This is a genomic window from Methylobacterium ajmalii (assembly GCF_036448855.1).
Lineage (GTDB): Bacteria > Pseudomonadota > Alphaproteobacteria > Rhizobiales > Beijerinckiaceae > Methylobacterium > Methylobacterium ajmalii.
In genome coordinates this window covers 24,702-33,127 of record NZ_JAZFXT010000050.1, presented here as the reverse complement: position 1 = coordinate 33,127, position 8,426 = coordinate 24,702, and the positions used below count along the sequence as shown (strand labels likewise).

The window sequence follows — 8,426 nt, the reverse complement described above, 5'->3', positions numbered from 1 at the left end:
ATCGACCGCGACCGGTTCGCCGAGACCGGCGGCGTCGCGGCGCTGAGCGGCGCCTCGCGCCTGTCCGAGATCCCGACCCTGACGGCGGGCGTGCGCGGGCAGACCGAGGTGGATCCGGGCCTCGGCGTCCCGGTGTCGCTGCACGGTCTGGTGGGCTACCGGCGCGCGTTCGGGGACGTGATCCCGACGGCGCTGCTGGCCTTCGGGACCGGCCCGAGCTTCGTGACGGCGGGGATCCCGATCACCCGGGACGCGCTGGTGGCCTCGGCGGGGGTGGACCTGCGGGTCTCGGCGGCGGCGACGCTCGGCGTGTCGTACACCGGCCAGGTCGGAGCGCGGGCGGAGGATCACGCGGTGAAGGGCAGCTTCACCTACCGGTTCTGAGCCCGAGGACGGACCCGGTGATGGGCGCGGCGCGAGCCGCGCCCTTCCCCATCATGGGCCCGGCGGCGTCATCCCCTTCGCTGCCAGGACAGGTGCGGCGTCGGGGCCGGCGAGATCGCGCAGGAGCGCCGACGCGGCCTCGGCCTGCGCGGCTCCCGCCGGGACCATCCCCGCGTAGATCGTGAAGGCCTGCACCTCCGCGGGGATCGGGCCGACGAGGCGGGCGCCCTCGACGGCGAGCAGTTCGCTCGTCTGCTGCAGGGCCATGTCCGCCTCGCCGGTGACGAGGCGCGCGGCGGCGAGGCCGCCGCGCACCAGGACGAGCTTGGCCTTCATCGCCTCCCCGATGCCGAGACGCTCGAACAGCCCCGCGAGGTAGATGCCGCTCGACCCGCCCGAGGCCGGATCGACCATCGCCACCGCGCGAGCCGCGAGCAGCGCCTCGCGAAAGCCCGCGACCGTTCCGATCCCGGGCACGGACGCGCCGGTGGGTACCGCCACCCCGATCCCGACCCGGGCCAGCGGTACCGGCGGCGCGCCGGACAGGCGCCCGTCGCGGATCAGCGCGTCGAAACCGTTCGGCGTCAGCACCACGAGGTCGGTCCGGGCGCCGTCGCGGATCGCCTGCGCCACCGCCCCGGCGGTCTCGTTGCGGATCACGACGTGGTGGCCGGTGCGCCGTTCGAAGCCGGGGACCAAAGCCGCCGCGACCGGCTTGTAGGCGCCCGTGGTGAGAAGCGTGATCTCGGCCGCCCGGGCCGGCGTGGCAAGCACCGCGAGGGCGAGGCACCCCGCCCCGCTCGCGCGTCGCAGGATTCGGGTCAGGGTCGTGGTGCGGCGCATGCGCGGAGGCTCCCGGCGGCCGGGCCGTGTCTCCGGCCCCTGCCCCTTCGGTAGCCGACCGCCCTCCCCGTCAGCGAGCGAAATCCGAGAAGCCGCCGCTCACCGCGCCCGATTCCGCCAGGGCCGCCCGGCTCTCCGGCGCCGTGAGCGCGGCCAGTTCCGCCGCGTAGGCATAGCCCGGTGCCTCGCCCGGGAAGCCGCCCGCGGTGGCGGGGTGCAGGTAGAGCTCGGTCAGCCCGTCCGGCAGGTGGCGCAGCAATCCCTCGACCCGGGCGGGCGTCATCGCGCCCGACCAGGCGAGGCCGAGCACGCCGTCCGGCACGAGGAGGCCGGCGCGCCGGGCCCGGAACCGGAGCAGCGCCGCCCAGGGCGCGGTGTCGAGGGCGAGGCCGGGCTTCGCCCCCGGCTCGGCCCGGCGCAGGGTCTCGCGCGATTCCCGCGGCACCCGGATCGCCCGCATGCCGTAGTCGCGTCCGATCCGCAGCACCATCCCGGCGATGATCGGGTGGATGTGGAAGTGCTTGTGCGCGTTGACGTGGTCGAGCGGCAGCCCGGTCGCGCGAAACGCCTCGAACTGCGCCCGGATCTCGGCGGCGAGCTGGCGGCGCGCGCGCGGATTGCGGGCGAGGTCGAGCCCGAGCGTCGCCTGGTCGGCCCGCATCAGCCCGGCGTCGTCGGTGAGATCCGGCAGGGCGGAGGCCGGAAGGGTCGGCCAGGCCTCGACCATCACGAGGTGGAGGCCGACACGCAGCGACGGCAGGGCGCGCGCCCGGGCCACCGCATCGGCGGCACCGGGCGCGGAGACCATCAGGCTGGCAGTCGTGAGGATGCCGTCGCGATGCGCCCGCTCCACCGCCTCGTTGACTTGCAGAGACAGGCCGAAATCGTCCGAGGTGACGACGAGGCGCTTGGCGGATGTGGGCGTGCTCATGCTCGGTCTCGTGACGTGAAAGAGCCTCCCCGTCCGGCCGGACGGGGAGGCTCGCACCCGCTCCAGGCGGGACGCCTAGAGCACTTCACGATCACGCTGCGATCGCGAAGCTCTCTAAGTATTTGTTTTGCCGCATTTTCTTCGACGAACCGGCATCCACTTCGTCGGAAAATGCTCTAGTCTCCGGGACGCTTACGCCGCCTTCTTGGCCACGCCCTGGCGCTCGCGCAGGAAGTGCCAGAACTCGACGCCCTCGCGCAGGCGGCGCTTCATCATGTCGGGCGAGCGCACCATTTCGCTGACGATCGAGGCGATCTTCGGCGCGCGGAAGTAGAACTTCTTGTAGAACGCCTCGACCGAGTTGAAGATCTCGGTGTGAGACAGGTGCGGGTAGTGCAGCGGCGCGATCTGCACGCCGTTCTCGTCGACGAGCTCGGCGTTGTCCTTGTCGAGCCAGCCGTTCTCCACCGCCTGCTTGTACAGGAAGGTGCCCGGGTAGGGCGCGGCGAGCGAGACCTGGATGGTGTGCGGGTTGATCCGCTTGGCGAAGGCGATCGTCTCCTGGATCGTCTCGCGGGTCTCGCCCGGCAGGCCGAGGATGAAGGTGCCGTGGATGGCGATGCCGAGCTCGTGGCAATCCTTGGTGAACCGCTCGGCGACCTCGACCCGCATGCCCTTCTTGATGTTGTTGAGGATCTGCTGGTTGCCCGACTCGTAGCCGACGAGCAGCAGGCGCAGGCCGTTGGCCTTGAGCACCTCGAGGGTCTTGCGCGGGACGTTGGCCTTGGCGTTGCACGACCAGGTCACGCCGAGCTTGCCAAGCTCGCGGGCGATCTCTTCCGCGCGCGGCAGGTTGTCGGTGAAGGTGTCGTCGTCGAAGAAGAACTCCTTGGTCTGGGGGAACTCCTTCAGGCAGTACTTGATCTCCTCGATCACGTGCGCGACCGAGCGGGTGCGGTAGGTGTGGCCGCCGACCGTCTGCGGCCACAGGCAGAACGTGCAGCGCGACTTGCAGCCCCGGCCCGAATAGAACGAGATGTAGGGGTGCTTCAGGTACCCGATGAAGTACTTCTCCATCTCCAGGTCGCGCTTGTAGACCGAGGTCACGAACGGCAGCTGGTCCATGTCGGTCATGATCTCGCGGTCCTCGTTATGGACCACGACGCCGTCGGCGTTGCGGTACGAGAGACCCTTGATCTCCGCCATCGGCACTCCCTCGGCGACCTCCTTGACGGTGAAGTCGAACTCGTTGCGGGCGCAGAAATCGACGGCCGGGGCCTGGGCCATCGAGCCGGCGGCGTCCACCGCGACCTTGGCGCCGATCAGGCCGGCGATCAGCTTCGGGTTCTTGGCCTTCAGCGCCTCGATGGTCTTCACGTCCGACTTGAAGGACGGGACCGAGGTGTGCAGCACCACGAGGTCGAAGTCGTCGGCCTGGGCCACGATCTCCGGCAGCTTGATGTCGTGCGGGGGGGCGTCGATCAGCTTGGAGTTCGGCACCAGGGCGGCCGGCTGGGCGAGCCAGGTCGGGTACCAGAACGACTTGATCTCGCGCTTGGCCTGGTAGCGCGAGCCGGCGCCGCCGTCGAAGCCGTCGAAGGTGGGGGCCTGGAGGAAGAGGGTCCGCATCATCGGGAGTGTCGTCTTCTTGATCGGGGCCGCTTGCGGCCGGTGGGGCCGCGTCGCGGCCGGTGAGGCCGCCGGGCGGCCCGATGGGTCTTCAGGTCGAGGGAGCGCCGGACTCGCGGGCGAGGCCGGATTCCGGGATCAGCGTACCGTCCGCAACGACCCGATAATCATGACCTTTCCAAGTCACGGCGCCGGAGGCGAAGCACCAGACGAAGCCGGCGAAGGACAGGAGGTCGCGGATCGGCAAGAGCCAGTACGGGTGCGGCTCGAGGCCGAAGGCCCGCTCGACCCGCATGCACAGCACGATCCGGCAGGCGAGCGCGAGCGCCGCGGTGGCGAGCGTGTAGGCCCCGGCATCCGGCAGGAGCGCGGCGATCAGCGCCAGCGGGAAGGCGTGGGTGACGAGCGTGCCGGCATAGCCCGCCGGATCGACGTTGCGGATGGTGCGGTTCCACCGCGTCTCGTGGCGCCACAGGCCGGCGAGCGAGGTGTCGACGCAGGTATGCCCGATGGTGAAGTTCGGGATCGCCACGATCCCGCCCTCGGCCCGCAGCGCCGCCCCGAGCGCGTAGTCGTCGGCGAGGTCGTCGCGGATCGCCTCGAACCCGCCGATGCGGGCAAGGCACGCGGTGCGGAACGCGATGGTCGAGCCGAAGCACGGATCGGCGAGCTTGAGCCCGGTGCCCATCAGGACGTTGGGCAGGAACTGGGTGTCGATGGCGAGCGTCGAGAGATGGGCCCAGACGCCGCGATTGGCCGGCACGCCGTGATACAGGCAGGTGACGCCGGAGACACCGGGCCGCGCCAGCTCGGCGACGATCCGCTCCAGGTAGTCGGGCGCCACCACCATGTCGCTGTCGGCCAGCACCACGATCTCGTGGGCGATCAGCCCCGCCATGTTGATGAGGTTCGAGACCTTGCGGTTCGCCCCGTGCTGGCGGGCGTCGACCACGAGGTCGATGCGCAGGGACGGGTGCTCGGCCTGGAGCCGGTGCACCACGGCGATCGCCGGGTCGGTCGCGTTCTGCACCCCGAAGATCACCTGCACGGCGCCGGCATAGGCCTGGGTGCAGAAGGTCGTCAGGTTGTGGTGCAGGTTCGGCTCGTCGCCGCAGAGCGGCTTGAGCAGGGTCACGGTGGGGCGGGCCGCGTCGGCGGGCAGGCGCGGCACCGGCTGCCGGGCGAGCCGTCCGGCGAGCCATGCGGTGGTCAGGCCGTAGCCGCACCCGGCGAGCGCCAGGACGAGCAGGAGTGTGGAGATCCAGGTCCAGTCCATGGCGATCCCTGGGAGGAGTTGGCGGCGCTGGGTGCGCGGCGGACAGTCTTGTTGAGGATGCTTGTCCGAGGGTTGACGGCCGGTATGCCGCCGGCCGTCGGGAGGCGGGCCGGCGTTTATTTGGCCTTGGGAGCCGGCGCCGCGAGCATCGTCTCGGTGGACTTCTTGAGGTGGGCGAGGAGGCCGTCGGCCCCGCCCTCCTGCAGCGGCTCCGAGAAGCCGGTGCGCAGGGTGCCGGCCTCGCTGACCGTGCCCTGGAGGAAGACGTCGGTGATGCGGTTGTCGGCGTTCAGCACGTAGTCGACCGGGGAGGTGTCGCCGCTGCCGTCCGTCACCGTGACGTGCACGATGCGGCCGGCGCCGCGGGCCTCGCTCTTGGGGTCGATGGCGAAGGTGCTGCCGGCCGCGGCGCCGAGTCGCGTGGCGTAGGTCGCCGACAGGTAGGGGCCGAAGGCCGCGGTCAGCTCCTGCTGCTTGGCGGCCGGGATGTCCTTCCAGCGGGTGCCGACGCCCAGGCGCAGCATCGCCGGCAGGTCGAAGGTCTCCTTCATCGGGCCGGACAGGGTCTCGGCCCGGGCGCGCACGTCGCCGGCCTTCAGCGCCGCCTCGAGGGCGTCGGTCATCTTGCGCACGGTCGCGACCGCCGGGTCGCCCTCCCCGGCCGGGGCGGCCGCGGGGGGCTGGGCCAGGGCCGGCCACGCCGCCGCCAGGCAGGCGGCGATCGTCAGGCTGCGCAGGGTCTCGCGTCGGGTCTGCACCGGGTCACTCTCCTTTGCCGTCGGCGGGCGCCGCGGCATAGCCGAAGGCGGGCGCGTGCGTCCCGCCGCCACCGGCCCGGCGCGGGCGGATGAACGCGCGCAGGGCCGCGCCGAACCCGGCCGCGGGGCGGCCCGGCTCGGCCTTGTCGTCTTCCATCGCGTGCCAGAGCATCAGGCTCGGCAGCCCGACCGCGAGGTCGGCGAGCCGCTTGATCAGCGACAGCGCCAGCGCCGCCTCGGCCGGGATGCCGAACACCGCGCAGAGCGCGATCAGGCCGCCCTCCTGGGCGCCGAGCGCACCCGGCACCGCGAAGGCGGCGCCGCGCACGGCCTGGGCCAGGCTCTCGATCACGATCGCCTCGAGGAAGCCGACCTCGTAGCCCATGAAGCGCAGCGCGATCCAGACCTCGAGGGTGCCGATGATCCAGCCGAACAGATGCGTGCCGATGGCGGTGAGAATGCGGCCGCGGGCGGCGTAGAGACCGCGCAGGCGCTCGAACAGCACGTCGACGGCGCCGAAGATCCGCCACTCGCGCCCGCCGGCGAAGCGGTTGATGGCGGCCTGGAGCAGGCTCTGCCCGAAGCGGCGCTGGACCAGGTAGAAGGCGACGAGCGCCGGCGCCGCGATCACGAGGCCCAGGCCCACGTAGTGCACGATCGGCCCGTCGCCGCCGAGCGCCACCAGCACGCCGAGGCCAGCCACCGTGAACAGGAACTGCGTGAGCGCCTGGACCATCAGGTCGACGAGGGTCGTCGCGCCCGACAGCGCGCCCGAGACCCGGTAGCGGGTGAGGAGCCGCGCGCCGATCAGGTCGCCGCCGACCTGCGCCACCGGCAGCAGGGTGTTGACCCCCTCGCGCACGAAGCGCACGTTGACGCAGTCGCGCAGCAGCGGCCTCTCGCCGCGGGGAAACACCACCCACCAGCCGAGGCCCGCCCAGGCCACGGCGACGAACCGCGCCACGACGACCAGCACCGCGCCCCAGCCCGACGCCCACAGGGCCGCCGCGACCGCCTCCGGTCCCGAGGAGACGAACAGGCCGATCACGGTGCACAGGCCGGCGATCAGGCCCAGTGTCGTCAGTCGCTTCATGACCCTCTTTCTGTCGTCGCGGCGGCAGCCCCGGGGGCGCGCCATTCCGGCAACGGAGTCGAAACAAAGCAGCGCCGTTGCATCCCGGCACGTTGCAGCTTTGATGGGCGCTGTCTATCACCGCCCGGACACAGTGCCGGTGAAAGCGGCACGATCCGCGGGCGCGGCGAGCCCGCCCAAGCATCGCCGCAAGCCTATGTTATGGCGCGTCTTCGAGACCGGCCGGCGCCACGCCGGCGGGGCCGGATCGCGCGAGGAATGGCCGCTTTGTGACGGCCGTCAGGGGATGGACGAGGCATGGACCGGGAGACGACCTTCGAGGCCGAGCGCGGCGCGCTCGACGATGCGGCCACGCACGACCTTTCGGCGTTCCAGGGCGGCGCCGACCGCGCCCCGGCGCCGCAATCGCCGGTCATGGCCTGGAACGAGTGGGATCCGCTGGAGGAGGTGATCGTCGGCTCGCTCGACGGCGCCACGATCCCGACCCACCACCTGACGGTGATCTTCAACCTGCCGCGGGCGGCCCAGCCGTTCTACCGGCTCGCCTCCGGCTGGAAGTACCCGGGCTTCATGAAGAAGCTGGCCCAGCAGGAGCTGGACGGCTTCATCAAGATCCTGGCCGGCGAGGGCGTGAAGATCCGCCGTCCCGATTCGGTGGATTTCTCGAAGAAGTTCAAGGCGCCGCGCTGGTCCTCGCGCGGCTTCTGCGTCGCCTGCCCGCGCGACCCGTACCTGGTGATCGGTGACGAGATCATCGAGAGCCCGATGTGCTGGCGCTCGCGCTACTTCGAGGGCGACGCCTACCGCTCGCTGTTCAAGGAGTACTTCCGGGCCGGCGCGCGCTGGACCTCGGCGCCGCGGCCCCAGCTCACCGACGATCTCTACAACTACGACTACCGGGTGCCGAACCTGAAGGCCGGCGAGCCGATGCAGTTCACGGTCAACGAGTTCGAGCCGGTCTTCGACGCGGCCGACTTCGTGCGCTGCGGCCGCGACCTGTTCGTCACCCGCTCGAACGTGACCAACCTGATGGGCATCGAGTGGCTGCGCCGCCACCTCGGCCCGGGCTTCCGCATCCACGAGATCGAGAGCCGCTGCCCGCAGCCGATGCACATCGATTCGTCGTTCATGCCGCTCGCCCCCGGCAAGGTGCTGGTCAACCCCGACTACATCGACGTCGAGAAGCTGCCGGCGGTGCTCAAGAAGTGGGACGTGCTGATCGCCCCGCGCCCCGACCCCGTCGAGGGCTTCATGAGCAAGATCTCGATGTGCTCGCCCTGGACCTCGATCAACGTGCTCGCCATCGACGAGAAGAAGATCGTCGTCGACGCGAGCCAGCCGACGCTGATCAAGGCGCTCAAGGACTGGGGCTTCGACCCGATCCCGACGCCGTTCCTGTCCTACGGCCCGTTCGGCGGCTCGTTCCATTGCGCCACGCTCGACGTGCGCCGGCGCGGCCCGCTGAAGTCGTACTTCTAGGATCGGTCAATCCGGCTCGCCGCGGGCGGGCCG

At 71.2% G+C, this 8,426-nt stretch carries 8 protein-coding genes; 2 read left to right on the top strand and 6 right to left on the bottom strand.

Annotation, left to right across the window (positions count from 1 at the left end):
- The coding region (locus V3T34_RS20730) for an autotransporter outer membrane beta-barrel domain-containing protein (RefSeq protein WP_331369271.1) at positions 1–384 on the top strand (384 nt) is incomplete at its 5' end.
- A 51-nt stretch (positions 385–435) separates the two neighbouring features.
- On the opposite strand, the gene V3T34_RS20725 is transcribed toward V3T34_RS20730, so the two are convergent.
- From V3T34_RS20725 to V3T34_RS20700, 6 genes are all read right to left on the bottom strand, one after another.
- Positions 436–1,227 (bottom strand): molybdate ABC transporter substrate-binding protein, encoded by a 792-nt coding sequence (locus V3T34_RS20725; RefSeq protein ID WP_305079373.1) that lies wholly within the window; start codon positions 1,225–1,227, stop codon positions 436–438.
- 70 nt (positions 1,228–1,297) lie between these two features.
- Positions 1,298–2,158 (bottom strand): hopanoid biosynthesis-associated protein HpnK, encoded by an 861-nt coding sequence (hpnK, locus tag V3T34_RS20720; RefSeq protein ID WP_305079372.1) that lies wholly within the window; start codon positions 2,156–2,158, stop codon positions 1,298–1,300.
- A 192-nt stretch (positions 2,159–2,350) separates the two neighbouring features.
- Positions 2,351–3,787, bottom strand: coding sequence for a hopanoid biosynthesis associated radical SAM protein HpnJ (gene hpnJ / locus V3T34_RS20715; protein WP_048429196.1), 1,437 nt, complete (start codon positions 3,785–3,787; stop codon positions 2,351–2,353).
- Positions 3,788–3,878: 91 nt separating this feature from the next.
- The gene (gene hpnI, locus V3T34_RS20710; protein ID WP_091891349.1) at positions 3,879–5,063 is read right to left on the bottom strand and encodes a bacteriohopanetetrol glucosamine biosynthesis glycosyltransferase HpnI; all 1,185 of its coding nucleotides are present in this window, start codon (positions 5,061–5,063) and stop codon (positions 3,879–3,881) included.
- A 116-nt stretch (positions 5,064–5,179) separates the two neighbouring features.
- Positions 5,180–5,821 carry an MlaC/ttg2D family ABC transporter substrate-binding protein gene (locus tag V3T34_RS20705; protein ID WP_305079371.1) on the bottom strand — a complete coding sequence of 214 codons (642 nt, stop codon included), beginning with the start codon at positions 5,819–5,821 and terminating at the stop codon, positions 5,180–5,182.
- A 4-nt stretch (positions 5,822–5,825) separates the two neighbouring features.
- Entirely contained in the window at positions 5,826–6,914 is a 1,089-nt protein-coding gene (locus tag V3T34_RS20700) for a lysylphosphatidylglycerol synthase domain-containing protein (protein ID WP_060847488.1), read from the bottom strand.
- A 297-nt stretch (positions 6,915–7,211) separates the two neighbouring features.
- Here V3T34_RS20700 and V3T34_RS20695 point away from each other — a divergent pair, with 297 nt between their 5' ends.
- On the top strand, positions 7,212–8,393 hold the full coding sequence (locus V3T34_RS20695; RefSeq protein WP_058618370.1) for a hypothetical protein: 1,182 nt from the start codon (positions 7,212–7,214) through the stop codon (positions 8,391–8,393).
- Positions 8,394–8,426 lie beyond the last annotated feature (33 nt).